The 24,238-nt window shown below is 62.8% G+C and carries 24 protein-coding genes; 12 read left to right on the top strand and 12 right to left on the bottom strand.

The window, feature by feature from the left end; all coding sequences use genetic code 11:
* The first annotated feature begins 464 nt into the window (after positions 1-464).
* Both PFU01S_RS17715 and PFU01S_RS17710 read left to right on the top strand, forming a co-directional pair.
* On the top strand, positions 465-1,829 hold the full coding sequence (locus PFU01S_RS17715; RefSeq protein ID WP_028686821.1) for a glutamine synthetase family protein: 1,365 nt from the start codon (positions 465-467) through the stop codon (positions 1,827-1,829).
* 25 nt (positions 1,830-1,854) lie between these two features.
* Positions 1,855-3,162, top strand: coding sequence for an NAD(P)/FAD-dependent oxidoreductase (locus PFU01S_RS17710; RefSeq protein WP_027915843.1), 1,308 nt, complete (start codon positions 1,855-1,857; stop codon positions 3,160-3,162).
* A 75-nt stretch (positions 3,163-3,237) separates the two neighbouring features.
* Here the strand turns inward: PFU01S_RS17710 and fadD1 are convergent, their stop codons facing one another.
* Both fadD1 and fadD2 read right to left on the bottom strand, forming a co-directional pair.
* A complete protein-coding gene (gene fadD1, locus PFU01S_RS17705; protein WP_027915842.1) occupies positions 3,238-4,935 on the bottom strand; it encodes a long-chain-fatty-acid--CoA ligase FadD1 in 1,698 nt (565 codons plus the stop codon).
* Positions 4,936-5,227: 292 nt separating this feature from the next.
* Positions 5,228-6,916 (bottom strand): long-chain-fatty-acid--CoA ligase FadD2, encoded by a 1,689-nt coding sequence (gene fadD2 / locus PFU01S_RS17700; protein ID WP_028686822.1) that lies wholly within the window; start codon positions 6,914-6,916, stop codon positions 5,228-5,230.
* A gap of 297 nt (positions 6,917-7,213) precedes the next feature.
* Between fadD2 and PFU01S_RS17695 the strand changes: the two genes are divergently transcribed.
* Together PFU01S_RS17695 and PFU01S_RS17690 are read left to right on the top strand one after the other, a co-directional pair.
* A complete protein-coding gene (locus tag PFU01S_RS17695) occupies positions 7,214-7,684 on the top strand; it encodes a MaoC family dehydratase (protein WP_028686823.1) in 471 nt (156 codons plus the stop codon).
* A gap of 62 nt (positions 7,685-7,746) precedes the next feature.
* Complete coding sequence (locus PFU01S_RS17690; protein WP_081728229.1) at positions 7,747-8,136, top strand: GNAT family N-acetyltransferase; 390 nt, start codon at positions 7,747-7,749, stop codon at positions 8,134-8,136.
* On the opposite strand, the gene PFU01S_RS17685 is transcribed toward PFU01S_RS17690, so the two are convergent.
* Together PFU01S_RS17685 and PFU01S_RS17680 are read right to left on the bottom strand one after the other, a co-directional pair.
* Positions 8,123-9,082 carry a YihY/virulence factor BrkB family protein gene (locus PFU01S_RS17685; RefSeq protein ID WP_027915838.1) on the bottom strand — a complete coding sequence of 320 codons (960 nt, stop codon included), beginning with the start codon at positions 9,080-9,082 and terminating at the stop codon, positions 8,123-8,125. The genes PFU01S_RS17690 and PFU01S_RS17685 overlap by 14 nt on opposite strands.
* 157 nt (positions 9,083-9,239) lie before the next feature.
* Positions 9,240-9,425 carry a CsbD family protein gene (locus PFU01S_RS17680; protein WP_027915837.1) on the bottom strand — a complete coding sequence of 62 codons (186 nt, stop codon included), beginning with the start codon at positions 9,423-9,425 and terminating at the stop codon, positions 9,240-9,242.
* Between the two features lie 208 nt (positions 9,426-9,633).
* Here PFU01S_RS17680 and PFU01S_RS17675 point away from each other — a divergent pair, with 208 nt between their 5' ends.
* Positions 9,634-10,014 carry a hypothetical protein gene (locus PFU01S_RS17675; protein WP_023534906.1) on the top strand — a complete coding sequence of 127 codons (381 nt, stop codon included), beginning with the start codon at positions 9,634-9,636 and terminating at the stop codon, positions 10,012-10,014.
* Here the strand turns inward: PFU01S_RS17675 and PFU01S_RS17670 are convergent, their stop codons facing one another.
* Positions 10,015-10,851 carry a CvfB family protein gene (locus PFU01S_RS17670; RefSeq protein ID WP_028686824.1) on the bottom strand — a complete coding sequence of 279 codons (837 nt, stop codon included), beginning with the start codon at positions 10,849-10,851 and terminating at the stop codon, positions 10,015-10,017.
* Between the two features lie 163 nt (positions 10,852-11,014).
* On the opposite strand from PFU01S_RS17670, the gene PFU01S_RS17665 reads away from it, so the two are divergent.
* The 3 genes from PFU01S_RS17665 (at position 11,015) to PFU01S_RS17655 (ending at position 13,334) form a co-directional block, all read left to right on the top strand.
* Positions 11,015-11,878 carry a DUF6279 family lipoprotein gene (locus PFU01S_RS17665; protein WP_028686825.1) on the top strand — a complete coding sequence of 288 codons (864 nt, stop codon included), beginning with the start codon at positions 11,015-11,017 and terminating at the stop codon, positions 11,876-11,878.
* Positions 11,879-11,985: 107 nt separating this feature from the next.
* Positions 11,986-12,873: a DMT family transporter gene (locus PFU01S_RS17660; RefSeq protein ID WP_028686826.1), complete on the top strand. Its 888-nt coding sequence runs from the start codon at positions 11,986-11,988 to the stop codon at positions 12,871-12,873.
* On the top strand, positions 12,870-13,334 hold the full coding sequence (locus PFU01S_RS17655) for a DUF4265 domain-containing protein (protein WP_027915833.1): 465 nt from the start codon (positions 12,870-12,872) through the stop codon (positions 13,332-13,334). Before PFU01S_RS17660 ends, PFU01S_RS17655 begins: the two co-directional genes overlap by 4 nt.
* Positions 13,335-13,376: 42 nt before the next feature.
* Here the strand turns inward: PFU01S_RS17655 and PFU01S_RS17650 are convergent, their stop codons facing one another.
* On the bottom strand, positions 13,377-14,312 hold the full coding sequence (locus tag PFU01S_RS17650) for an aspartyl/asparaginyl beta-hydroxylase domain-containing protein (protein WP_028686827.1): 936 nt from the start codon (positions 14,310-14,312) through the stop codon (positions 13,377-13,379).
* A 172-nt stretch (positions 14,313-14,484) separates the two neighbouring features.
* The gene (cysK, locus tag PFU01S_RS17645) at positions 14,485-15,459 is read right to left on the bottom strand and encodes a cysteine synthase A (RefSeq protein ID WP_027915831.1); all 975 of its coding nucleotides are present in this window, start codon (positions 15,457-15,459) and stop codon (positions 14,485-14,487) included.
* Between the two features lie 132 nt (positions 15,460-15,591).
* Here cysK and PFU01S_RS17640 point away from each other — a divergent pair, with 132 nt between their 5' ends.
* The 3 genes from PFU01S_RS17640 (at position 15,592) to PFU01S_RS17630 (ending at position 18,897) form a co-directional block, all read left to right on the top strand.
* The gene (locus PFU01S_RS17640) at positions 15,592-16,665 is read left to right on the top strand and encodes a DUF748 domain-containing protein (RefSeq protein WP_027915830.1); all 1,074 of its coding nucleotides are present in this window, start codon (positions 15,592-15,594) and stop codon (positions 16,663-16,665) included.
* 194 nt (positions 16,666-16,859) lie between these two features.
* Entirely contained in the window at positions 16,860-17,705 is an 846-nt protein-coding gene (locus tag PFU01S_RS17635; protein ID WP_023534935.1) for an AAA family ATPase, read from the top strand.
* A 13-nt stretch (positions 17,706-17,718) separates the two neighbouring features.
* Entirely contained in the window at positions 17,719-18,897 is a 1,179-nt protein-coding gene (locus tag PFU01S_RS17630; RefSeq protein ID WP_023534905.1) for a vWA domain-containing protein, read from the top strand.
* Between the two features lie 22 nt (positions 18,898-18,919).
* Here PFU01S_RS17630 and PFU01S_RS17625 read toward each other — a convergent pair whose 3' ends face one another.
* From PFU01S_RS17625 to PFU01S_RS17610, 4 genes are read right to left on the bottom strand one after another with little or no spacing between them, the layout of a single operon-like run.
* Complete coding sequence (locus PFU01S_RS17625; RefSeq protein WP_028686828.1) at positions 18,920-19,840, bottom strand: 5-oxoprolinase subunit C family protein; 921 nt, start codon at positions 19,838-19,840, stop codon at positions 18,920-18,922.
* Complete coding sequence (pxpB, locus tag PFU01S_RS17620; RefSeq protein WP_028686829.1) at positions 19,837-20,523, bottom strand: 5-oxoprolinase subunit PxpB; 687 nt, start codon at positions 20,521-20,523, stop codon at positions 19,837-19,839. The genes PFU01S_RS17625 and pxpB overlap by 4 nt, the downstream gene beginning before the upstream one ends.
* Positions 20,520-21,299, bottom strand: a complete 780-nt coding sequence (locus PFU01S_RS17615; protein ID WP_028686830.1) for a 5-oxoprolinase subunit PxpA — start codon at positions 21,297-21,299, stop codon at positions 20,520-20,522. Before PFU01S_RS17615 ends, pxpB begins: the two co-directional genes overlap by 4 nt.
* Before the next feature lie 9 nt (positions 21,300-21,308).
* Complete coding sequence (locus PFU01S_RS17610) at positions 21,309-22,595, bottom strand: MFS transporter (protein ID WP_028686831.1); 1,287 nt, start codon at positions 22,593-22,595, stop codon at positions 21,309-21,311.
* A 130-nt stretch (positions 22,596-22,725) separates the two neighbouring features.
* On the opposite strand from PFU01S_RS17610, the gene PFU01S_RS17605 reads away from it, so the two are divergent.
* The gene (locus PFU01S_RS17605) at positions 22,726-23,649 is read left to right on the top strand and encodes a LysR family transcriptional regulator (protein ID WP_028686832.1); all 924 of its coding nucleotides are present in this window, start codon (positions 22,726-22,728) and stop codon (positions 23,647-23,649) included.
* A gap of 64 nt (positions 23,650-23,713) precedes the next feature.
* Here the strand turns inward: PFU01S_RS17605 and PFU01S_RS17600 are convergent, their stop codons facing one another.
* A complete protein-coding gene (locus PFU01S_RS17600) occupies positions 23,714-24,235 on the bottom strand; it encodes a DUF2937 family protein (RefSeq protein WP_027915825.1) in 522 nt (173 codons plus the stop codon).
* Between the last annotated feature and the right edge of the window lie 3 nt (positions 24,236-24,238).

The raw sequence follows: 24,238 nt of genomic DNA, 5'->3' as shown, positions 1-24,238 counted from the left end.
ACAACGGCAACGGCAACGGCAACGGCAACGGCAACGGCAACGGCAACGGCAACGGCAATGATGCGGCAAGGTTCGTGGGTGCGCAGATAGCGAGCTCGACCACTGAGCACTGGACCCTAACCATTTGCGCCCCAGGCAAATGTTTAGCCAATCCCGATGCAAAGGTTGCCATTCACTACTTTAATTCTCCACAACCGACATGTGAGTATCGAATGCATGATTCCCGCCCTGCCCAGCCCACCATCGTCCAAACGCCCTTCGCCGTCGAAGCCCCAGACGCTGTGCGGCGAGAATCCGCTGGTGCATGTCATCCTCGCCTTCTGGGCATTGTGGCACTGCCGTCACGCCCGCCCGCCCGACACCTCGCTCATGCCTGCATGACCTCACCCGGCCTGCGTAGGGCCGTTTGACCCAGCCAGGCCGCCTGCACAGGCAGAGGCCTGAGCGTTCGCGAGCGAATGATTATGCACTTTGCACCTGTGGATCAGGCCAGCCAGTTCCTGGCCGCCAACCCCGATATCGATCTGTTCGAACTGTTCATCCTCGACGCCAACGGCGTGCCACGCGGCAAGCTGCTGCACCGTGATGAACTGCTGGCCGTATACCAGACCGGTCGGCCATTACCCAGCACCATTCTCGGCCTTACCGTAAACGGCGACGACGTGGAAGATTCGGGCCTGGTCTGGGATGTCGGCGACATCGATTGCCGCGCCTACCCACTCGATGGCAGCCTGGTTCGCCTGCCCTGGCGCCGGGTGCCGACCGCAGCGCTGCAAGTGAGCATGCACCCGCGCCAAGGCCTGCCTGCCAGCGTGGCCGACCCTCGTCATGTACTGTTGCGCACCGTCGACGCCCTGAAGGCCGATGGTTATCACCCCGTGATGGCCTGCGAACTGGAGTTCTACCTGCTCGACCAGCAGCGCGATGCCCACGGCCATCCACAGCCGGCGCTCGACCGGGACGGCGGACGCCCTCGCAGCACTCAGGTGTATGGGCTGCGGGAGCTGGAGCAGATCGAGCCGTTCCTGGCAGACCTGTACGCAGCCTGCAAGGCGCAAGGCATACCCGCGCGCACGGCCATTTCGGAATACGCCCCAGGCCAGGTGGAAATCACCCTCGAACACGGTGATGCGCTGCAGGCGATGGATCAGGCGGTACGCTACAAGCGCTTGGTCAAAGGCGTCGCCCACGCCCACGGCATGCAGGCCTGCTTCATGGCCAAGCCGTTCGGCCACCTGGCCGGCACTGGCATGCACATGCACCTGAGCCTGGCCAACAGCGCCGGCCGTAACCTGTTCGCCAGCAAAGACCCGGCCGGCACACCGCTGCTGCGCCAGGCAGTGGCCGGCATGTTGCAGCACCTGCACGAGTCGCTGCTGCTGTTTTGCCCCAACGCCAACTCCTTCCGCCGCTTCCAGGCCAACAGCTACGCGCCCCTGTCGCCCACCTGGGGCGTGGACAACCGCACAGTCAGCCTGCGGGTGCCGGGCGGACCGGCCAACAGCCGGCATGTAGAGCACCGTATCTGCGGGGCCGACGCGAACCCGTATCTGGCTGCCGCCGCCATTTTGGCCGCCAGTCACGCCGGCATACGTGATCAGCTCGACCCAGGCGCGCCGATTCAGGGCAACGGTTATGCCCAGGCGACCGAACACCTGCCAACTGACTGGCTCACCGCGCTGCAGGCCCTGGAGCAGTCCACTTGGGCCCGCGATGCATTGGGCGATGCGTTTCTTGGCGTGTACCTGAAGGTCAAGCGCGCCGAGTACCGTCAATTCATGGCCGAAGTCAGCGAACAGGACTGGCGCTGGTACCTGCACCAGGCCTGAGCCCCATACAGAACAAGGATTACCCATGAACGCAGCAGTCAACAAAGACCCGGCGCAACGTGCACCGTCCTACTACACCGCCACCCTCAACGACCCCACCACCTACCCCCAGCTCAAGGGCACCGTACAGGTGGACGTGGCAATCATCGGCGCGGGCTTCACCGGCTTGGCAACGGCTGTGGAGCTGGCCGAACGCGGCCTGAAGGTCGCGGTGGTCGAGGCCAACCGGGTGGGCTGGGGCGCCAGCGGGCGCAATGGCGGGCAAGTGACCGGCAGCCTGTCGGGGGACGAGGCCATGCGTGCACAGATGCGCAAGCGGCTGGGCAGCGACGTGGACGATTTCATCTGGCACCTGCGCTGGCGGGGCCACCAGATCATCGAGCAACGGGTGGCCCGCTATGGCATCGACTGCGACCTCAAGCACGGTCACCTGCACGCGGCCATGAAGCCCTCGCACCTGGACGAGCTACGGGCTTTCGAGGCCCAGGCACAGCGCTATGGCATGGGGGATCAGGTCGAACTGCTCGACCGCCAGGCGATGGCCGAGCACCTGCAAAGCCCCCTGTATCTGGGCGCCCTCAAGAACCGTCGCAACCTGCACCTGCACCCGCTGAACCTGTGCCTGGGCGAAGCCCGCGCCGCCCACGGCCTGGGCGCGCTGATCTTCGAGCAGACCGAAGTGCTGGAAATCATCCACGGCGCCCGCCCTGCCGTGGTGACGGCCCATGGGCGTGTAGACGCGCGCCAAGTCATGCTGGCGGGCGATGTCTACCACAAGCTGGAAAAGCGCCAGCTCAAGGGCAAGATATTCCCGGCCATGGGCGGCATCGTCACCACGGCGCCACTGGGCGAGCTGGCAGCGCAGATCAACCCGCATGACCTGGCCGTCTACGATTGCCGGTTCGTGCTGGACTACTACCGCCTGACGGCCGACAAGCGCCTGCTGTTCGGCGGCGGCGCCAATTACTCAGGGCGCGACTCGCGGGATATCGAAGCTGAACTGCGCCCCTGCATCGAGCGCACCTTCCCAGCCTTGAAGGGCGTGCCCATCGCGTTCCAGTGGAGCTGCGCCATGGGCATCGTGGTCAACCGGATTCCCCAAGTGGGCAAGCTTTCGGACCATGTCTGGTACTGCCAAGGGTATTCCGGGCACGGCATCGCCACCAGTCACATCATGGGCGAAATCATGGCGCAAGCCCTGACGGGCACGCTGGAGAAATTCGACACCTTCGCCCAGTGCAAGCATGTGCGTGTGCCGATGGGGGACGTGTTGGGCAACCCGCTCTTGGCGGCGGGCATGTGGTACTACCAGATGCTGGAAAAACTGCGCTGAAGCCCAGGCCCGTCAATCGCCCTGCGCGGCCTCATCAAAAGGGCTGCAAGGCGATTGCGGGCGGTGCACGCCAGGTCAGGCGCTTTTCTTGAGGTTGAGCTTCTTGAGCTCTTCGTCACGCAGTTCGCGGCGCAGGATCTTGCCGACATTGGTGGTCGGCAAGGTGTCGCGAAACTCGACCTGACGCGGCACCTTGTACCCGGTGAGGTTGGCACGCATGTGCTCCATCACCTGCTCCTTGGTCACGGTCATACCGGGTTTGACCACGACGAAGACCTTGATGAGCTCGCCGGATTTCTCATCCGGAATGCCGATGGCCGCACACTGCGACACGCCGGGCACCGCCGCCAGCACGTCTTCGAGTTCATTGGGATAGACGTTGAAGCCGGACACCAGAATCATGTCCTTCTTGCGGTCGACGATACGCATGTAGCCGTCGGGCTGGATCAGGGCGATGTCGCCGGTCTTGAGCCAGCCGTCGCTGTCGAGAATCTCGGCGGTGGCCTCCTCGCGCTGCCAGTAGCCTTTCATCACCTGAGGGCCCTTGACGCAGAGTTCGCCCACTTCGCCCAAGGGCAGCTCGTTGCCGGCGTCGTCGACGATCTTGCACAGCGTGGACGGCACCGGAATGCCAATGGTGCCCACCTGGTTGGCCTGCGCCGGGTTCACGGCGGCCACCGGGCTGGTTTCGGTCATGCCGTATCCTTCGCAGATGGCGCAACCGGTCACCGTACGCCAACGCTCGGCAACGCTCAGTTGCAGCGCCATGCCGCCGGACAGGGTGATCTTCAAGGCCGAGAAGTCCAGGGCGCGGAACGCATCGCTGTTGCACAGCGCCACGAACAGCGTATTGAGACCCACGAAGCCCGTGAACTTCCACTTGCCCAGCTCCTTGACCATGGCGGACAGGTCGCGGGGGTTGCTGATCAGCACGTTGTGGTTGCCGATCAGCATCATGGCCATGCAATGGAAGGTGAAGGCGTAGATGTGGTATAGCGGCAGCGGGGTGATGAGGATCTCGCACCCTTCCTGCAGGTTCGAGCCCATCAGCGCCCGGCACTGCAGCATGTTGGCCACCAGGTTGCGGTGAGTCAGCATGGCGCCTTTGGCCACACCGGTGGTACCGCCGGTGTATTGCAACACGGCCACGTCATCGGCCTGCGGGTTGGCCTCGGTCACCGGCTGGCCCTTGCCCAGGGCCAGGGCATCGTTGAAGCGCACGGCGCTGGGCAGGTGATAGGCCGGCACCATCTTCTTGACGTACTTGATCACGCTGTTGATCAGCAGCCGCTTGAGCGGGGGCAGCAGGTCTGCCACCTCGGTGACGATGATGTGCTTGACCTGGGTCTTGGGCACCACCTTCTCGGCCAGGTGCGCCATGTTCGCCAGACACACCAACGCCTTGGCGCCGGAGTCCTTGAACTGGTGCTCCATTTCCCGGGCGGTGTACAGCGGGTTGGTGTTCACGACGATCAAGCCGGCGCGCATGGCACCGAACACCGCCACTGGGTACTGCAGCACATTAGGCAACTGCACCGCGATACGGTCACCGGGCTTTAGGTCGGTATGCTGCTGCAACCAGGCGGCAAAGGCACCGGACAGGGTATACAACTCACCGTAAGTGAGGGTCTTGCCCAGGTTGCTGAAGGCCGGTTTGTCGGCGAAGCGCTGGCAGGATTGCTTGAGTACCGCCTGGATGTTGGGGAATTCGTCGGGATCGATCTGCGCCGCGATACCGGCCGGATACTTGTCCTTCCAAAAATGGTCGATCATGCAAGCCCACTCCTTCAGCAACAGCGAAGTTCGTTTCACGCGTCGAGGCGTTTATTATTGATATGAGATGACGGCCTGATGCAAACCAGATCATCTGAAAGCGGGCCGAGAGTAGCAGCTTTGCCGAGGGTCTACTAGAGCCCAAAGCGGGCTTGACAGTCACAAAAGTGACTCAAAGAATGCTTCGGGTCACGTTTAGAGTATTTGACTTAATTAGCCTGGGCGTCCAGCAGGATGTGCCGTGCCAGAGGCCCTGGCGCACGGCACCACGTTCTCACCGCAGGCTACCGATCTAGCTGGCGTCGCGCAGTTCGCGCCGCAGGATCTTGCCCACGGGCGTCATCGGCAGCGCCTCGCGCAGCACGATGTGCTTGGGCACCTTGTAGCCGGTGAGGTTGGCCTTGCAGTAGGCCTTGAGCTCCTCGACATCCACACCACCCTCGCGCGGCACCACGAACAGCTTCACCGCTTCGCCGGAACGTTCGTCCGGCACGCCGATGGCGGCACAGTTGGCCACCTTGGGATGGCCCATCACCACCTCTTCGACTTCGTTGGGGTATACGTTGAAGCCAGACACGATGATCATGTCCTTCTTGCGGTCGACGATGCGGGTAAAGCCGTCCGGGTCGATCACGGCAATGTCACCGGTCTTGAACCAGCCTTCGGCGTCCAGTGCCTCGGCCGTGGCCTCGGGTTGCTGCCAGTAGCCCTTCATGACCTGCGGGCCTTTGATGCACAGCTCGCCGGGTTCCCCCAACGCCAGCTCGTTACCGTCGGCGTCGATCACCTTGAAGGCCGTGCCCACCACCGGGATGCCCACCGTGCCCAGCCGCGCCAGCGTGCCATAGGGGTTGGTGCTGGCCACGGGGGACGTTTCGGTCAGGCCGTACCCTTCGACGATGCGGCAGCCTGTCAGCTGTTCCCAGCGCTCTGCCGTGGCCTTGACCAGGGCGGTGCCGCCGGAATTGGTGACCTTGAGTGCGGAGAAATCGAGCTGGCGGAAGCTGGGGTGGTCCATCAGCGCGACGAACAGGGTGTTGAGGCCCAGCAACGCAGAAAACCGCCACTTGCCCAGCTCCTTGATGAAGCCAGGTATGTCCCGCGGGTTGGTGATCAATACGTTGTGGTTGCCGGTGACCATCATGCACATGCAGTTCGCAGTGAAAGCATAGATGTGGTAGAGCGGTAACGGCGCGATCATCACCTCTTCGCCATCCTTGAGCAGCTTCTGCCCGTCCGGCCCATGTTGGGAGAAGCACGCCAGCACCTGCAGCATGTTCGCCACCAGGTTGCCGTGGGTGAGCATTGCGCCCTTGGCCAGCCCCGTCGTGCCGCCGGTGTACTGCAGCACGGCGATGTCACCCAGGCCCAAGGGCACAGGCTGGGGCACGCCACCGCGGCCCTGGCGCAGCACCTGCTTGAACGACACAGCCTGGGGCAGCGCATAGGCCGGCACCATCTTCTTGACCTTGTCGACCACGGTGTTGACCAGCCAGCCCTTGAGCGTGGGCAGCATGTCGCCCATCTTCGCTTCGATCAGGTACTCAATACCGGTATCGGGCAGGACCGTCTGCACACGCTTGCCGAACAGGTTCATGTACACCAGCGCCCGGGTACCACTGTCCTTGAACTGGTGCCGCATTTCGCGCTCGGTGTACAGCGGATTGGTGTTGACCACGATCAGCCCTGCGCGCATGGCGCCGAACACCGCGATGGGGTACTGGAGCACGTTGGGCATCTGCACCGCGATGCGGTCGCCCGGCTTGAGGTCGGTATGTTGCTGCAGCCAGCTGGCGAAGGCAGCCGACAGGCGATCAAGGTCGGCGTAGGTCAAGGTCACGCCCAGGTTGCTGAAGGCCGGACGATCGGCAAAGCGCTTGCAGGAGCGTTCGAACACCTCGACCACAGACGCGTAGGCTTGCATGTCCAAGGTGGAAGGCACGCCCGCCGGGCGCTTGTCATTCCAGAAGTCGGCTTGCATTTATTGTTGTTCCTCTGCCGGGACCTGCACTGCGTCCTGATTAGTCCGAGTGCCTGCGCGCAGGCGATGCACAGGCGTTGATTCGACGTTAGCAGGTAAGCCAGGCACGGCCCAGCCGTCAGCGCCTGCCATTAACATTGTGAATCTTATTTGTGCCCTTCCTGCAATTTGCTCGACTGTGGGTACACTGACGTGGGCGCAAAATGTGATCCGGGCGACCCCGGCAAGCGTCTCACCCGTCTGGCCGACGCCCTGCGTGCGACCGGCATCCGACCTGTACTGCTTAAGGAAGCCCTGATGTCCCAGCTCAGCAACACGCCCTACGAAGCCCTTGAAGTCGGCCAGAAAGCCGAATACACGAAGTTGGTCGAGGAGCGCGACATCCAGCTGTTCGCCGCCATGTCCGGCGATCACAACCCGGTGCACCTGGATGCCGAGTTCGCGGCCAAGAGCATGTTCCGCGAGCGCATTGCCCATGGCATGTTCAGCGGCGCGTTGATCAGTGCGGCGGTGGCCTGCACGTTACCAGGCCCTGGTACCATCTACCTGGGCCAGCAGATGAGCTTCCAGAAGCCGGTCAAGATCGGCGACACCCTGACGGTGCGCCTGGAAATCCTGGAAAAACTGCCCAAGTTCAAAGTGCGTATCGCCACCAACGTGTACAACCAGCACAACGAACTGGTCGTCGAGGGTGAAGCCGAGATCCTGGCACCGCGCAAGCAGCAAATCGTCGAACTGGTTTCCCCGCCGAACTTCGTGGCCAGCTGAGCACCGTCGTGCAGTCATGGCCGCCAGTGCACTGCACCCGGCTTTCAGCCCCGGAACGGCGGCTGCTCGACCACTTCTATCGCCAACAGGGCTCGCGCATGCGCGCCCCTGCGCAGGGCACGTTTTGGGTGGCCAGGTCGCCGGGCATCATTGCTGGGTTGTCCCTCAGCGAGGTGGACGGTGGTCAGTGGCTGACGGGGCTGTTGGTGGCGCCTGATCGGCGCTCGGAAGGCGTGGGTGAGCAATTGGTCGCAGCGGCCCTGGAGAACGCCTGCGCCAGCACATGGTTGTTTTGCCATCCATCGCTCGCCCTCTATTACGGACGCCAGGGGTTCGCGCCGGCTGGAGCGCTACCCCGGTCGCTGCATGACAAGTTCCAGCGCTATCAACGCAGCAAGGCCTTGATAGCGCTGGAGCGCACCGCCCAACCGGGGCAGGTCAGCGCGGGGTAGGTTCAACGCCCGCCGCTTCATCAGCACCGGGGCGTTCCTTGCCCAATACCTTGGGCTTCTCGTCGTCGCGGGTGCCATCGAAGTCTTTTTCGCCTGGGTCCTTGCCCTCGGCCGACATGTGCTCGATCACCGCGTTCATCTCTGCGCCCAGCAACAGCACAGCAGCCGAGATGTAGAAGTACAGCAGCAGTACGATGATCGCCCCGATGCTGCCGTACATGGCGTTGTAGTCTGCGAACGTCTTCACGTAGTAGGCAAAGCCTAGCGACGCGATGATCCACACCACGACCGCCAGCACCGAGCCCGGGGTGATGAAGCGAAATTTCTGCTCCACATCGGGCATGACGTAGTAGATCACCGCGACCGCGACCATCAGCAGAATCACGATCACCGGCCAGCGAAGAATGGTCCACAGGGTGACGATGAACTCTTCCATGCCAATCTGCGCCGCGATCCACTCCATGACCTGCGGTCCCAGCACCATCAGCGCAGCGGCCGCCAGCAGCATGCCTGCCAACCCGATGGTGTACAGCACCGACAGCGGGATGCGTTTCCAGACCGGGCGCCCTTCTGGTACATCATAGGCCGCGTTCATGGCGCTCATCATCAGGCGCACGCCGGCCGAGGCCGTCCACAGGGCAATGACGATACCCACCGACAGCAAACCACCCTTGGACTGCTGCAATTGGTCGATGACCGGGTTGACCTGCTCAAGGGCCTGGGGCGGCAAGACCAGTTCTGACTGCAAGCGCAGCCAGGAAAAGAAGTCTGGCAGGTGCAGGAAACCGATCAGGGCAATGAGAAACAATAGGAAGGGGAACAACGAGAAAAGAGCCTGGTAGGCCAATGCCGAAGCATAAGTGGACATCTCGTCATCGAGGAATTCGTTGACGGTGCGCACCAGTACGCGGTGCAAGGGTAAGCCCTGCAAGGCGGAAAAAATCATAGCGTCTCCTTTCGCCGCTTGATCGATCTGACGTTCAGTCTAATAGACCCTGCGCTTGGGGTGCTGCTCCCGGTCGTCATGCAACGGCTTTGAATACTTCTGCCGGTCACCGTCCCCTGTTTCGAAGCGCAGAGGACGGCTCGGCAGGCGTGAATCATTACTTGGTCAGGTCGTCGGCCTTGTTTTTCACGTCGCCTTTGACCTGCTGGCCTTCGCCCTTGATTTCCTGGGCCTTGCCTTCGCCTTTGAGTTTTTCGTTGTCAGTGAGGTTGCCAACACCTTGCTTGATGTTGCCCATTGCCTCGTTGGCCATACCTTTAATTTTGTCTCCAGTACCGCTCATGGCAAAACTCCTGTGATGTAGCACGCGTATCGTGCCGACAGAAGGTTGACCCAGCCGCTTGCACAGGAGTTTCAAGAAATTTGCGTCAACAAGCCAAACGGTTGAAAGGCGTAGGCGTAAATGCGGGGATCAGGGCCTGAAACCTTGCCCGCCAAGGTGCCACCCCTCACAATGCGGCCTTTGAAGGCTTCGACCCGCAGGAACCTGCATGAAACTCGACAAACCCGCTGCCATCGCCCGACGCAACAGCGCACTGGCGCGCCCGGTGCTGACCAGTGCCAATACGCTGTTCGCCATTCTCGACCCCAAGCGCAACCTGTGGTGGTTCGAGGTCCCGGTGGCCTTGCTTCGCAAAGGCCAGCCCGACTGGGTCAACCTGCTGCTGCATACCCCGCTGACCGATGAACTTCAGCACCTGAAGGTGCCGATCAACTTCCTGCGGGCCCACCAAGAGCAGATGGAAGTGCGCAACCCTGGCAAGCGTCGCTCCACCATCAGCCTGGCCCTGAGCGCTGACCGCGACTCGTTGCTGCGCGACACGCGCCCCGGTGGCGATCAGCTGGACTTCAACACCTTCGTGCAGGGCTGATCAGGCTTTCTCGATCCGGTCGTCATGGATGACGATGCGGCCCTGCTTGAACAGCCCGCCAATGGCCTTCTTGAAATTGCCCTTGCTGACATTGAACAGCTTGCTGATCAAGGCAGGGTCGCTCTTGTCCGAAACAGGCAACACCCCACCCTCGGCGTCAAGGCGCGCCATGATCTGCTCCTGCAAGCTGTCGGACAGCGCAGCGCCCACCGGCTGCAAGCTGAGCGAAACCTTGCCGTCGGCCCGCACTTCCTTGATGTAACCCTGCTCGTGCATGCCTGAGCGCAGGAACTTGAACACCTCGTTCTTGTGAATCAAGCCCCAGTGACGGTTGTTGATGATGGCCTTGAACCCCATCGGCGTTTCGCCGGCCACCAGCAGCTCAACCGGCTGACCAGGTTTGTAGTCTGCAGGCGTGGTGTCGAGGTAACGGTCCAGGCGCGAGGTGGCGGTGATGCGGCGGGTGCGCTTGTCCAGGTACACGTGCACCACGCAATAGTCACCGATCTTCAGCGGCCGTGCTTCTTCGGAATAGGGCATCAGCAGGTCCTTGGACAGGCCCCAGTCCAGGAAGATACCCGCACCGTTGATGTCCTTGACCTTGAGGCTGGCGAACTCGCCCACCTGCACCTTGGGCTTCTCGGTGGTGGCAATCAGCTGGTCTTCGCTATCGAGGTAGATGAACACGTTCAGCCAGTCATCGACTTCGGTCTCGGCACCCTTGGGAATGTAACGGGACGGCAGCAGGATTTCCCCGTCGGCACCGCCGTCCAGGTATAGGCCGAAGTCCACGTGCTTAACAATTTGCAAACTGTTGTAACGCCCAAGCAGAGCCATTTTCGAACATCCTCAAGTCAAGGCGGCTATTTTCCGGATAGACCCGCCCTGGTGTCAAAGCCTGCGGTCGGTTCATCGCCGCTCACGCTTCCACGTGCCATCCGGTGGAACCGCAGGTCTCGTGCTGCGTCTACCCCTTGGCTGCCACTGCAAGGACCCGCACATGCCTGCACGCCTGCTCAAAGTCCTGTCGATCTGCCTGGGTTTCGCCCTGATGCTGGGCGCCTGCAGCCGCATCGACCTGGCCTATCGCAACCTCGATCGCCTGGTGCCCTGGTCGCTGGGCGACTACCTGGACATGAACCGCGAGCAGAAAACCCTGCTCGATGATCGCCTCAGGCAGCACCTGGCGTGGCACTGCCAGACGCAACTGCCCGGCTACCTCGACTGGCTGGACCGCCTGCGCACCATGGTGGCCGATAACCAAGTCACCGACCAGGCGCTGCAGCAGCGCACCGAGGAGGCCCGCGAGGCGATTGGCCGGGTCGCGGCCGAAATCACGCCGTCGGCCACCGAGTTGCTGCAAGGCATGAGCGATGCGCAGGTGGCGGAGATGCGCGATGCGTTTCGTGACGATATTGCCGAGCGGCGCAAAGAATATGTCGATACGCCCCTGCCCCGCCAGATCAGCGAGCGCGCCGAGCGCATGGAAAAACGCCTCAAGCCTTGGTTCGGCGAGCTGACCGAGACACAGCGGCAACGGGTTGGCGCCTGGTCCCGCGCGTTGGGTGACCAGAACAGCGAGTGGATACGCAACCGGGCCCATTGGCAGCAGCAACTGCTGTTGGCGGTGGAACAACGGCACGAGTCAGGCTTCCCGGCACGGGTCGCGACCTTGCTGCAGAACAAGGAAAGCCTATGGACGGCCGACTATCGCCGGGCCTTCCAGAACACCGAGCAGCAAGCACGCAGCCTGGTGGTGGACCTGATGCAGCAGAGCACTCCCGCCCAGCGCCAGGTGCTGCTGGATCGGCTGACCAAGGTGCGCAGCGACTTCAGCGCCTTGAAGTGCCTGCGCGGGGCTTGAACAGGCTATGGCAGGACACTGGCTGAACTTCGCTGGGCAAGAAAGCGCAAGAATCCGCCGGCCTGCTGACGTACACTCGCGCCCCTGCCAAGCCCCCGGAGACCGTCGTGAGCCCCACCGCCCTAGCCCGCCTGCTGACCCTTGCTGCCGTATGGGGCGCGAGCTTTCTGTTCATGCGCATCATCGCCCCTGTACTGGGCACCGTGCCAACGGCCTTCTTCCGTGTCTCCATCGCCTGCCTGGGCTTGATCGCGCTGCTGGGCGCAGCGCGCGTACGCTGGGATTTCCAGGGTAAGTTAGGCGCCTGCCTGGTGCTGGGCATGATCAACTCGGGCATTCCGGCCACCTTTTACTCGGTGGCAGCCCAGGTGCTGCCGGCCGGTTATTCGGCCATCTTCAATGCCACGACCCCTTTGATGGGCGTGCTGATCGGCGTGTTGTTCTTCAAGGAACCCATGACGTTGGCCAAGTTGAGCGGCATTTTCCTGGGCCTGTTCGGCGTGGGTATCCTGAGCGGCGCGGGGCCTGTTGCCCTGGATGCAGCCCTCTTGCAAGGCGCCCTGGCGTGCCTGGCGGCCACGACCTGCTATGGGTTTGCCGGCTACCTGGCCCGCCGCTGGGTCAGCGGCCTGGACAGCCGCCTGTCGGCCCTGGGCAGCATGCTCGGTGCGACCCTGCTGCTTACCCCGTTGTTCGCCTGGAGCGTGCTTACCCAGCCACCGGCCAGTTGGGGCGGCTGGCCGGTGTGGGGCTCGCTGGTGGGGCTTGGCCTGTTGTGCACGGCGTTCGCCTACATCCTGTACTTCGGCCTGCTGGCCGAAATCGGCCCGGTCAAAGCCAGTACCGTGACCTTCATGATCCCCGTGTTCGGCGTGCTGTGGGGAGCCTGGCTGCTGAATGAGCCGTTGTCGATGGCCCACCTGTACGGCGGCCTGCTGATCGGCGTGGCTTTGTGGCTGGTCCTGCGCCCGGCACGGCGCCGGGGCGCTGCATGAACAGCGTCTACAAAAAAGTGCTGTTCCCGCTGCAGCAGGACGCCAATGGCTATCCGCCGGCATCGGTGGAAGGGCTATGGGCCAAGGCCGTCGAAGACGGTTACGTGATCGACAACATCCCGTTCCATGTCTACGGCATCGCCCCAGGTGACGTGATCTGCACCCATGAAGAGGCTGGCCAGCACTGGTTCGCCCGTTTGCTGCGCAGCAGTGGCAGCTCGGTGTTCCGGGTTCGGGTCAAGCCGCCCGAGACACTGGAGCAGGTCAGCGAAGCCTTGGTGGAATTCGGGTGCACCTGTGAAAGCGAACCTGCGGTGAAGATGCTGGCGATCGCCATCCCACCGGCACGAACGCTCGACACCCTGCTGTATTACCTGATCACCCAGCGTGAAGCGGGTTTTCTGGACTTCGAGGAAGGCGTGCTGCGCCACTGCGTTGCCCACGAGTTTCGCCAGGGATAAGGGCGACTGCCTTGCAGGCGCCCCTCCCGGTCGAGGGCGTCGTCAGAACAACCAGCGGTACAGCAGATAGGCTACGACGACGGCCAGAATCGGTCGCAACACGCGGTATGCCTTGGGGTTGGCACGCTTGAACTGCTTGACGCGCGTGCTCAGCTTGTTGCTGAACCGCTTGCTCCAGGCATAAGCCTGGTTGATCCCGCCCACGCGTTCATCGTCGGTATTCTGTGGCGCGGTGGCGCGGCCCAGAAATGCGCTGACCTTGCGGTTGAGGCGGGTCATGATTGGGCTGTTCAAAGGACGCTCCACGTCGCAGAACAGGATCACACGGGTGACCTCGGTCTCATTCTTGACCCAGTGCACGTAGGTTTCGTCGAACATCACGTCCTGGCCATCGCGCCAGGCATAGGGCTGGCCGTCCACATAAATGCGGCAGGCATCGGAGTTGGGGGTCGAGAGGCCCAGGTGATAACGCAGGGAACCTGCAAACGGATCACGGTGCGGGTTCAGGTGGCTGCCGCCGGGCAACAGGGCGAACATCGCGCCCTTGACGTTGGGGATGCTGCTGACCAGCTCGACGGTTCGCGGGCACAGCGCTTCGGCAGACGGCAGGGGTTTGTCGTACCACTTCAGGTAGAAGCGCTTCCAGCCTTTCTTGAAGAACGAACCGAAACCGGCATCGTTGTCCTTTTCGGCTGCCCGGATATAACCCTCGTCGAACAGGCGCATGGCCTCCTCGCGAATTTCCTGCCAGTTGTCCTTGAGCACGTCCAGCTCCGGGAAGCGTTGGCGGTCCAGGTACGGCTTGGACGGCACGCCCGAGAACAGGTACATCAACGCATTGTAGGGGGCGAACAGCGCCGAATGGTTGACGAACTGGCGCAACACGGGCAGGCGGGCCTTGCCGCGCAGGTGGACGAACAGCACGCTGCCGAAGAACACCAGCAGCACACCTGCCTTGGCGAGGAAGGAAACGGTCATGCAACACTCCTAGGGCGGGACACAGGCCAGCGCTGCCTGATCCGGGGAAAATCATCCGGGCATCATAAACCTATCGCGCCCAGGCACAAACCACCTGGGCGCAACGAGACGGATGAAGATTGTGCAATGAACCCCGCCGCCAGGTATTGCTTCGGGTCACCGCCAAGGCAGGTTATTGCTGGGTTTCCTGCTCGCTGAACAGGTCGCTGAACAGCATGCTGGACAGGTACCGCTCGCCTGAGTCGGGCAGAATCACCACGAGGGTCTTGCCCTGCATTTCCGGCTTTTCTGCAAGGCGCACGGCAGCGGCCATGGCGGCACCGCAGGAAATACCACACAGGATGCCTTCTTCCTGCATCAGGCGGATCGCCATGGACTTGGCTTCGTCATCGCCCACCGTCATGACCTGATCGACGATCGACAGGTCGAGGTTCTTCGGCACGAAGCCCGCGCCGATGCCCTGGATCTTGTGCGGCGTGGGCGTGAGCGCCTCGCCTGCCAGGGTCTGGGTGATCAGCGGCGAGCCGATGGGCTCGACCGCCACCGAGGTGATCGCCTTGCCCTGGGTGTGCTTGATGTAGCGCGAGATACCGGTGATGGTGCCGCCGGTGCCGACACCAGCAACGATCACATCCACGGCGCCATCGGTATCGTTCCAGATCTCAGGGCCCGTGGTCTTTTCATGGATGGCCGGGTTGGCAGGGTTTTCGAACTGCCCGGGCATGAAGTACTGCTCGGGGTTGGAGGCGACGATTTCGTTGGCTTTCTCGATGGCGCCCTTCATGCCCTTGGCAGGTTCGGTGAGCACCAGTTCGGCGCCAAGGGCCTTGAGCACCTTGCGCCGCTCCAGGCTCATGGAGGCCGGCATGGTCAGCATGAGCTTGTAACCGCGGGCGGCAGCGACGAAGGCAAGGCCGATGCCGGTGTTGCCCGAGGTGGGTTCGACGATGGTCATGCCGGGCTTGAGCTTGCCGCTGCTCTCGGCGTCCCAGACCATGTTCGCGCCGATGCGGCATTTGACCGAATACCCTGGGTTGCGCCCTTCGATCTTGGCCAGGATGGTCACGCCGCGCGGCGCGAGGCGGTTGATCTGCACCAGGGGCGTGTTGCCGATGGAGTGGGCATTGTCTGCGTATATACGGCTCATGGCAGGGTCCTTGGCATGATGAAGAACTCGGAAAGGCCCAAGGGTAAGCCCCGGCCCCAAGGCCCGTAAAGCCTGTTCGAACTCCGGCGCAGCCCCTGCGGTCAACCACACACCTTGCCTTGGAGAACTGCCATGAGAGCCCGCTATCGCTGGCCGCTGATCGCCCTGGGCAGCCTCATCGTGCTGCTGGTGGCCTTGCAGCTTGCCCTGCCCTACCTGGTGCGCGACTACCTCAATGAAAAGCTGGCCGACATGGGCGACTACCGTGGGCAGGTCAGCGATGTGGACTTGGCCTGGTGGCGCGGCGCCTATACCGTCAACGGGCTGAAGATCGTCAAGACCACAGGCAAGGTGCCAGTGCCCTTCCTCGACGCCCCGGTGATCGACATCTCGGTCAGCTGGCATTCGCTGTGGTACGACCGCGCCGTGGTGGCCGAAGTGGCGTTCCTGCGCCCGGAGCTGAACTTCGTCGATGGCGGCGACAAGCAGAACTCCCAGACCGGCCAGGGCACTGACTGGCGTCAGCAACTGGACAAGTTGCTGCCCATCACGCTCAACGAAGTGGTAATCGACGACGGGGTGCTGACCTTCCGCAACTTCAACTCCAAGCCCCCGGTCACGCTCAAGGCGACGCAGTTGCAGGCCAGCGTTCGCAACCTCACAAACATCCGTGACGAAGCCGGCCGGCGCGACGCCAGCTTCGAAGCCCGTGCCCTGGTCGCAGGCGATGCCAAGGTCGAGAGCCGTGCCACCTTCGATCCGTTCAGCGACTTCGACGACTTCGAGTTCCGCCTGCGTGCCACCGGTATCGAGCTGCGCCGACTCAACGACTTTGCCAGCGCCTATGGCAAGTTCGACTTCAAGGCGGGTCATGGCGATGTGGTCATCGAGGCCGAGGCGACCAACGGCCGCCTGAACGGCTACATCAAGCCCCTGCTGCGCGACGTCGAGGTGTTCGACTGGCAACAGGACGTGGAGGACAAGGACAAGGGCCTGTTCCGCTCGGTGTGGGAGGCGCTGGTGGGTGCCACCGAAACCGTGCTCAAGAACCAGCCGAAAAACCAGTTCGCCACGCGCGTTGAGCTCAGTGGCAGCGTGCGCAGGCAGAACATCAGCGCATTCGAGGCATTCCTGCAGATCCTGCGCAATGGTTTCGTGCAGGCGTTCAGTGCGCGCTACGAGCGCAGCGCGCCGGATTCCGACTAAGGCGCGGTGACGAGGCATTCGGGGACTGAATACTCGGTCTGCGTTTTCAGTCGTCGTACCCCCGCGTTATAGTCGGGCCACCATCACACACCCTGTGTTGGCCACTTGAGACCAGCCTGTCGCCCACCCCACCAAGGTCTGGCCTAGCAGGCTGGCTGCGCGTGGCCCGCAAGCCCAAGCAGAGGAAAGACCCAATGAAGTTCGAAGGCACGGGTGACTATGTCGCCACGGACGACCTGAAACTGGCCGTCAATGCGGCCATCACCCTTGAGCGCCCGCTATTGGTCAAAGGTGAGCCCGGTACTGGCAAGACCATGCTGGCCGAGCAGCTGGCAGCTTCGTTCGGGGCGCGCCTGATTACCTGGCACATCAAGTCCACCACCAAGGCTCACCAGGGCTTGTACGAATACGATGCCGTGAGCCGCCTGCGCGACTCCCAGCTGGGTGTGGACAAGGTGCACGACGTACGCAACTACCTCAAGAAAGGCAAGCTGTGGGAAGCCTTCGAGGCCCAGGAACGGGTGATCCTGCTGATCGACGAGATCGACAAGGCCGATATCGAATTCCCCAACGACCTGTTGCAGGAACTCGACAAAATGGAGTTCTACGTCTACGAAATCGACGAGACCATCAAGGCCAGGCAGCGCCCGATCATCATCATCACGTCCAACAACGAAAAGGAGCTGCCGGACGCTTTCCTGCGCCGCTGCTTCTTCCACTACATCGCCTTCCCCGACCGGGCCACGCTGCAGCGCATCGTGGACGTGCACTACCCCAACATCAGCCAGTCGCTGGTCAGCGAGGCGCTGGATGTGTTCTTCGACGTGCGCAAGGTACCGGGCCTGAAGAAAAAGCCTTCGACGTCCGAACTGGTCGACTGGTTGAAGCTGTTGATGGCCGACAACATTGGCGAAGCGGTACTGCGCGAGCGCGACCCAACCAAGGCCATCCCTCCGCTGGCCGGGGCGCTGGTGAAAAATGAGCAGGATGTGCAACTGCTCGAGCGCCTGGCCTTCATGAGCCGGCGCGGCAACCGCTGAGGGAGCCTGGGCCATGTTGCTCAACCTGTTCAACGAAATGCGCGCGGCGAAGGTGCCGGTGTCGGTGCGCGAACTGCTCGACTTGCACCATGCCTTGCAACGGCACGTGGTGTTCGCCGACATGGACGAATTCTACTACCTGGCCCGCGCCATCCTGGTGAAGGACGAACGCCATTTCGACAAGTTCGACCGAGCCTTCGCCGCTTACTTCAAGGGCCTGGAGAACCTGGATCGTCACATCGAGGCGTTGATCCCCGAGGACTGGCTGCGCAAGGAATTCGAGCGCTCTCTGACCGCCGAGGAGCGCGCGCAGATCCAGTCCCTGGGCGGGCTGGACAAGCTGATCGAGGCGTTCAAGCAGCGCCTGCAGGAGCAAAAGGAGCGCCACGCAGGCGGCAACAAGTGGATTGGCACCGGAGGCACCAGCCCGTTCGGCTCGGGTGGGTTCAACCCCGAAGGGATCCGCGTGGGCGACGCTGGCGAGCGCCAGGGCAAGGCGGTGAAGGTCTGGGACCAGCGCGAGTACAAGAACCTGGACGATCAGGTGGAGCTGGGTACACGCAACATCAAGCTGGCCCTGCGGCGCCTGCGCAAGTTCGCTCGCCAAGGCGCTGCCGAAGAGCTGGACATCGATGGCACCATCGACCATACCGCGCGCGATGCGGGGCTGCTGAACATCCAGATGCGCCCGGAGCGGCGCAACACGGTGAAATTGCTGCTGCTGTTCGACATCGGTGGCTCGATGGATGCCCATGTCAGGGTCTGCGAGGAGCTGTTCTCGGCATGCAGGACCGAATTCAAGCACCTGGAGTACTACTACTTTCACAACTGTGTGTATGAGACGGTGTGGAAGAACAACTTGCGCCGCACGTCGGAGCGTTATTCCACCTTCGACCTGCTGCACAAGTACGGCGACGACTACAAGGTGGTGTTCGTCGGGGACGCTGCCATGGCCCCTTACGAAATCACCCAGCCGGGCGGCAGCGTGGAGCACTGGAACGAGGAAGCCGGGTATGTCTGGATGCAGCGCATCATGGCCAAGTTCCGCAAGGTCATCTGGATCAACCCATACCCCCGCCAGGCCTGGGACTACACCGCCTCAACCCATCTGGTGCGTGAACTGATCGAGGACCGGATGTATCCGCTGACCTTGCAGGGGTTGGAGGATGGGATGCGGTATTTGTCGAAGTGAGGCAGCCAGGATAAGCGCCCTTCTATGCTCGCCAGCGTTCCAAGTACCCCTGCTGCTCCCGCCATGCCTGCTCCTGCACTACCGGTCGGAACCGCACCGTCGCGCCTGGCATGCACTGTGCCAGTTGTGCCAGTGCCAGCGGCGTCAGCGCCCCCAGGCGGGGATAACCGCCGATGGTCTGGCGGTCATTGAGCAACACGATCGGCTGCCCGTCGGGCGGGACCTGGACGGCGCCAAGGGGAATGCCCTCGGAGATCATGGCCGGGCCTTGGTAAACCAGAGGTGGGCCAAGCAGGCGTATACCCATGCGGTCGGCACGGGTATCCAGTGTCCAGTCGCGGTTGAAGGCATCGAACAGGCTGAGGCCGGCAAAGTCGCCGATCTGCGCGCCGATCACCAGGTCCAAGGTGGGCTTGGCAACATATTCAGGGCGCGCCCGATCAGGCACTTCGCCGATCGGTTTCGCTGCACCGGCAAAACTCAAGCATTGACCTTCACGCAACACACTCCCCTGGCCATCGACTCCGCCCAGCCCCTCACGCACGACCGTGGCACAACTGCCCATCACAGGCTCGGCATCGAAACCGCCCGGTGCAGCCAGGTAAGCGCGTACGCCCCGCCGGGGTTGCCGGAGAGTAAGGCGCTGCCCCTTGGTCAGGGTGAAGCTGCGCCAAGGGGCCAGGTATTGATCGTCGATGTGCGCGTCCAAGTCGGCCCCGGCCAGCGCCAGCACGCAATCATGCTGCGCCACCACGCTGAACCCACCCAAGGCAACCTCTACGACGGGAGCCTGCAGGGCATTGCCCAGCAACCAGTTGGCCCAGTGCATCGCGACCCAATCCAGAGCACCGCCCTGGGTGACCCCAAGGTGCCTCACGCCAAAGCGACCCGCATCCTGTAATGCACACAGCGGTGTGCTGGCCTCGACTCGCAAGTGCTTCATGCCTGTGCCTCTTCATCACCGCCCAACGCCAGAAATTCCTGCCGCGTCACCGCTACGAAACGGACGCGGTCACCCGGTTGCAGCAGGCTGTAGCCGTCGCGCTCACGGTCGAACAACCGTACCGGCGTCCGTCCGATCAGGTTCCAACCACCGGGTGAAACGGCCGGGTAGGCGGCGATCTGGCGCTCGGCAATCCCGACACTGCCCGCTGCCACCTGCTTGCGCGGGGTGCTTAGCCTCGGGGTGGCCAGCCGTTCGTCCACCAGCCCCATGAACGCGAAACCTGGCGCGAACCCTAGGGCGAACACCGGGTAGTCACGTTCGCTGTGCAAGCGCACGACCTCAGCTTCGCTCAGGCCTGCCTGACGCGCTAGCACGGGCAACTCCGGACCGACGCTGGCGTGGTACCACACCGGTATCTCGTGCCGACAGCCGCTGCTGTCAGTGCCAGGCTGTAGCCCTTCAAGGGCTTGCCTGATCAGGCAGCGTGCATCGGCCGGCGCCAGGTCGAAATGCACCATCAGGGTGGTGTAGGACGGCACCAGATCGCGCAAGTGCGCACCGAACGCTGCTTGCAAGCGCTGGCTGGCGGCAAGCACCCAGGGCATGTTGGCTTCCTCGATGCGCTCGAACAGGCGCACCATCAGACAATCGATACCGACCACTTCGATGCGCGGGGTCATGCTGATACGATCCCATCAAGCGCCTGGCGAATCTGCCGAACTGCCGCCACCGAGCTGTCGTTGTCCCCATGCACGCAGAGCGTATGGGCCTTGAGCAGCAACGCAGTGCCATCGCTGGCCAGCAATGCGTGACCGTGGGCCAGCTTCACGGCTTGCTCCACCACCTGGGCCGGGTCGTGGTGCACGGCGCCCGGCAGGCGTCGCGACACCAGGTGGCCGCTGGCGGTGTAGGCCCGATCGGCGAACGCCTCGAACCAGAGCGGTACGCCGATTTCAGCGCCCAGCGCCTGGGCGGCCGCATCGTCGGCCGTGGCCATGAGCATCAGCGGCAGGCCACTGTCATAGGCCGCCACGGCCTCCAGCACCGTGCGCAGGATCAGCGGGTCGGCCATCATGTCGTTGTACAACGCACCGTGGGGTTTCACGTAGGCGACGCGTGTGCCCAGCGCCTTGCAGATGCCATCGAGCGCGCCGATCTGGTAGTGCAGCAAGTCACGGATTTCTTCGGCACTGCACGCCAGGCTGCGCCGGCCGAAGCCGACCAAATCCGGGTAGGCCGGGTGCGCGCCCACGGTGACGTCGTGAGCCAGGGCCAACGTCACGGTGCGGCGCATGATGCCGGGGTCGCCGGCATGATAGCCGCAGGCGATGTTGGCACAGTTGATGTAAGGCATGACCTCGGCATCCAGGCCCATGCGCCAGCTGCCGAAGCTTTCGCCCATGTCGCAATTGAGTAGCAGGCGTTGCACCACGGTGTACCCCTTGTCGTTATCCATGTGCCTACCTTAGCGCGCCTGCAATTGTTTGCCGCGTGTTTCTGGCAGGCTCAGCGCTGCTACGATCACCACGCCATAAGACACCGCCGAGAACAGGCCAATGCCCAGGCCCAGCGGCACCTGCTGCCCCAGCATGCCGATCAGCAGCGGGAACAGCGCCGCGACGATCTTGCCGACGTTGTAGCAAAAACCTTGCCCCGAGCCGCGAACGCGCGTGGGAAACAGCTCGGTCAGAAAGGCCCCCATGCCGCTGAAGATGCCCGAGGCGAAAAAACCCAGCGGGAAACCCAACCACAGCATCACCCCATCACTGACGGGCATTTGCGTGTACAGCAGCACGATGACGAACGAGCCTACGGCGAACAGGATGAAATTTTTCTTGCGCCCAAGCAGGTCGGACAGGTAGGCGCTGATCACATAGCCCACATAGGAGCCTACGATCACCATTGCCAGGTAGCCGCCGGTACCCAGCACGCTCAGCCCACGCTCGTTCTTCAGAAACGTGGGAAGCCAGGCGGTGATTGCGTAGTAGCCGCCCAGGGCGCCGGTGGTCAGCAGCGAGGCACGCACGGTGGTCCAGAGCATGCCGGGGGCAAAGATTTCATAGAAATGCGAGGGCGCCGCGGTGGCTTCGGTTGCCTTGGCCTGGCGGTAGACCTCCGGATCCTTGACCAGCCGCCGAACGAAGATCACGAACACGGCCGGCACCAGCCCGAGCAAGAACAGCGCCCGCCAGGCCTGCTCCGGCGGCAACCAGGTGAACAGCAGCGCGTACAGGATGGCCGTCAGCCCCCAGCCGATGGCCCAGCCCGACTGCACCATGCCCACCGCCTTGCCGCGGTCCTGGGCACGAATGACCTCGCCGATGAGCACCGCGCCTGCCGTCCACTCACCACCGAAGCCAAAACCCATCAGGGTCCTGGCGATCAGCAGTTGCTCGTAGTTCTGGGCAAAGCCGCAGAGGAAGGTGAAGAAGGCGAACCACAGCACTGTCAGTTGCAGGGTGCGGACCCGGCCGATGCGGTCTGAGAGAATGCCGGCCACCCAGCCACCGATGGCCGAAGCGACCAGGGTACTGGTGTGGATCAGCCCAGCCTCGGTGGTGGTGATGCCCCACAACATGATCAACGTGGGGATGACGAAGCTGAGCATCTGCGTGTCCATGCCGTCCAGGCCATAGCCGATCTTGCAGCTCCAGAATGTACGTCGCTGTTGTTGATCGATGTCGCGGTACCAGGCAAAAGGCCCGGAGGAGGATGGGGAACTGATCTGCTGCTGCGTGCCGGTGGGGTTCATGGATGCCTCGGCTTGTTGGTATTGTTTTATGGGGCGACAGCAAAGGTCGCGGCCTGGACTTCATGTTCAGAGCACGCGGCGCTGGCGTCCAACGAGAAAAACCCCGGGTCTGGAACAAGAAAAACTGATCATGAACCTTCGCTTTCTCGAAACGTTCGTCTGGGTCGCTCGCCTCAAGAGCTTCCGCCTGACCGCGCAGAAGCTGTTCACTACCCAGGCGTCGGTGTCCAGCCGTATCGCGGCGCTCGAAGCCGACCTGGGCGTTAAGCTGCTGTTGCGCGACTCGCGCGGGGTCAGCCTGACCCCGGAAGGCAGCAAGGTGCTGGAACATGCCGAGCGCATGCTGGAAACCGCCAAGGCGCTCAAACAGTCGCTGGACAGCGACCGGGCCAAGGTCGGGCGTATTCGTCTCGGGGTAATGGACACGGTCATTCATACCTGGATGAGCGCGCTGGTGGCCGAATTGACCGAGCGCTATCGGCAGGTAGAGATCGAACTGGTCGCCGACACGGCGCTGAATTTGCGCGAGCAACTGCACAAAGGCTTTCTGGACGTGATCGTGCAAACAGACTTGCTGCGCGAGCCTTCGATCCGCAGCCTGGATCTGGCGCGCTATCCGATGGGCTGGGTGGTCGCTGCCGGGTCGCACCTGCACAGGGACTACGCGTCACTGGCCGAGCTGGGGCGCGAGCGCATCATTACTTTCTCGAAGAATTCCCGGCCCCACCAGGAAGTACTGGCGTTGCTGCAAGGGGCCGAGGTGCAAACGCCGCGGCTGAACTGCGTCAATTCGGTAGCGGCCATTACCCGCTTGTTGCGCGACGGTTTTGGCATCGGGGCCTTGCCACCTGCCCTAGTGGAGGTCGAACTGAACCAGGGTGACCTGGTGCTGCTGGCTGGGCTTCAGCCTCCGCCAAGCCTGGAGCTGGTAGTGGCCTGGCAGACCGGGGTGGCATTGGTGGATGAAGTGGTTGGTGTCTGTCGGCAGGTGCTGGAGCGCTATGCGCAGGACGTGGGCGGGCAACGGATCGTGCTGGTGCCGGGGGGGATGTAGTAAGGGTTTTGACTCGATTTGGGGTAACCGCGCAAATGGCTAGGCCAACGTGTCAGCCCCCAGCCTAACGCCAACTCTCCTTAACCGCACCACGTCGCCCACCCAGTATCAACCGACCTATCCCCAGCAACAGGCTTTCTACCACGAATGCCAGCACGAACCCGGCGCCGACGCCCCAGCCGATGGCCTGCGGAACCAGCAAGACCTGGTAGCTGTAGCCGTTGAGCGTTTCTTCTCGCAGCCGCGGGTCGGCTTGCGTCAGGACATGCCAGGTACGCTGCGCCCATGAACCTTGCAGCGCCTGCCACTCGTCTTCGAGCATCTGGTTGCGAATCATCAGGCTTTCGATGCTGTTGGCATCACTGAGAAAAACGGGGTCGTCACTGCTGCGGTAGTGTCGCAACAAGGCTTGCAGGTCGCCGTTGAAAAAACGCTCAGCCGTCTGGCGAAAACCGTCCAGCGCCTCGCGAGATTCGAATAGGTGGGCCTCCACGCGCTGGCTATAGTCCTTGACCAGCCCCGGGACCTGGATGCCGGCCAACAGCCCGAGGGTGAACAGCAGCAACCGCAGGTAACTTCTGAACATGCA

Origin of the sequence: Pseudomonas fulva NBRC 16637 = DSM 17717 (genome assembly GCF_000730565.1) — a bacterium.
In the GTDB taxonomy this organism is placed as follows: Bacteria; Pseudomonadota; Gammaproteobacteria; order Pseudomonadales; family Pseudomonadaceae; genus Aquipseudomonas; species Aquipseudomonas fulva.
The sequence above is the reverse complement of the archived record's forward strand: the minus strand, read 5'-3'. Positions and strand labels throughout refer to the sequence as shown.